Consider the following 1959-nt stretch of genomic DNA (forward strand, 5'->3'; position numbering starts at 1 on the left):
CTGTATTGCCGCCTACTGGCGAGTCGGCCGATGGTGTGGCTCGGCGAGATCTCCTACGAGATCTTCTTGATCCATTTGGTGACAATGGAATTCGCGATGGTCTACATCATGCAGGATCATGTCTACACCGGTTCGATGGCCGGGTTGTTCGTGGCGACGATCGTGATCACCATTCCGCCGGCCTGGCTGTTGCACCGTTTCACCCGGGTGCGCGGCTGACCTGATCGGCGGGCACCACGACCGGGGCGACGAACTCGGTGAGTATCGCCCGCTCGTCGGCTTCGTCGTGACCGGGGAAAATCAGCAGCGACGTGATCACCCGGACCAGCCAGCGGCCGCGTCCCGCAACGTTAGCGGGGTGGTCGTCGCCGAGCGAGGTGACGAATGCGTTGGCCAATGCGGCGATCACGTCGGACTGCTCAGCCAACTCGGCGCCCAGCGGGGGAGCCGTCGTCGCGAACCAGGCTGACAGCGCGGGACTTTCGCGGACCAGGCGAAGCGCGGTGACGATGCTGGTGACCAGCCGTTCCCGCGGGTCCTCGATCCCGTCGAGGTCGATTGACTCGGAGAGCCGATGCGTTTCGCGGGCCACGTAGGCGGTGCGCAACGCCTCACGGTTCTCGAAATAGCGGTACAGCGTCGCGCGGGAACACCCTGCGGCCCTGGCGATCTCGTTCATGCCCACCGAACCGGGATCGTGGCGGGTGAACAACGCCTCGGCGGCGTCGAGGATGCGATCGGCCGCGACCTCGGTGCGACGCTCCGCCAGCCAGTCGTTGGCCATCTACGACGTGACCCGGAACGGGACCGATAGCGGGCGTCGCACATAGCTGCCGCCGGCCCAGACGATGCCGGACTCGTCGACCTCGAAATCGGGGCAGCGCGAAAGTAATTCGGTCAATGCAACCCGCGACTGCATTCGGGCCGCCGCCGCACCCAGGCAGTGGTGGGCGCCGTGGCTGAAGGTCAGAATGTTGCGCGGGCAGCGGGTGACGTCGAGCTCGTCGGCGTCCGGCCCGTACACACGCTGGTCGCGGTTGGCCGACCCGTACAGCAGCAACACTCGCCGTCCGGCCGGAATCGTGGTGTCGCCGATCGTCACGTCGTCGGTGACCGTGCGCGCCAGCCCTTGTGCGGGCGTGGTCATCCGTAACAATTCCTCCACGGCGTCCGGGATGCCTTCAAGGTTGTCAACTAACAACTCTCGCTGATCAGGCCGTTGGTGGAGTAGCGGCATCGACCCGCCGAGCATCCCGGTCACGGTGTCGTTGCCGCCGGTGACCATGGTGAACGTGAAGCCCAATATCGATAGAACCCCGGCGATGTCGCCGTCGGCGCCGACCCCCGCGGCGACCAGGTGGGAGATCGTGTCGTCCTCGGGGTCGGTTCGGCGCCGCTCGATCAGCTGGGTGAAATAGGCCATCATCGATCCGACTGCGTCGCCGACGGTTTCCAGCGCGCCGGCGACGCCGCCGTCGGCGGTGTTGGCCGCCACGATCGCCTGGGTCCAGCCGTCAAACTGGGTCCAATCCTCTTCGGGCACTCCGAGGTAGTGCGCGACCACCATCGACGGCAGCGGCTTGAACAGTTCGGCGACGATGTCGCCGCCGCCGTTGGCGCGCAGCCGCTCGACGCGCTCGACGACGAACTCGCGCACCTTGGGCTCCACCGCCTCGACCTGGCGCGGCGTGAATCCGCGTGACACCAATTTGCGGAACTCGGTGTGCACCGGTGGATCTTGCATCACGAACGGTGGATTGTCCTTGAGCCCAATCATTTCCAGGTCGCCGTAGTTCACGGTCAACCCCTTGGCGGAGGAGAACGTCTCGTGGTCACGGGCCGCGGCCCAGACGTCGGCGTGCCGGGTCAGCACGTAATAGTCGTCCTCGGGCCTCTGCGTCGGCACCACATGGTGCACCGGATCGTGGTCGCGCAGCGCGCGGTACATCGGCCACGGGT

General features: G+C 66.2%; 2 protein-coding genes and 1 pseudogene. 1 reads left to right on the plus strand and 2 read right to left on the minus strand.

Features of this window, described 5'->3' with window-relative positions; all coding sequences use genetic code 11:
• Window positions 1–219: pseudogene (locus tag VGH54_RS05135) on the plus strand (acyltransferase); the annotation flags it as partial.
• Here VGH54_RS05135 and VGH54_RS05140 read toward each other — a convergent pair.
• Both VGH54_RS05140 and VGH54_RS05145 read right to left on the minus strand, forming a co-directional pair.
• Window positions 200–784, minus strand: coding sequence for a helix-turn-helix domain-containing protein (locus VGH54_RS05140; RefSeq protein ID WP_331510861.1), 585 nt, complete (start codon window positions 782–784; stop codon window positions 200–202). The pseudogene VGH54_RS05135 and the gene VGH54_RS05140 overlap by 20 nt on opposite strands.
• On the minus strand, window positions 785–1959 hold a 1175-nt coding region (locus VGH54_RS05145; protein ID WP_331510862.1), incomplete at its 5' end, for a cytochrome P450.

The sequence above is a fragment of the Mycobacterium sp. genome (genome assembly GCF_036488105.1).
In the GTDB taxonomy this organism is placed as follows: Bacteria; Actinomycetota; Actinomycetes; order Mycobacteriales; family Mycobacteriaceae; genus Mycobacterium.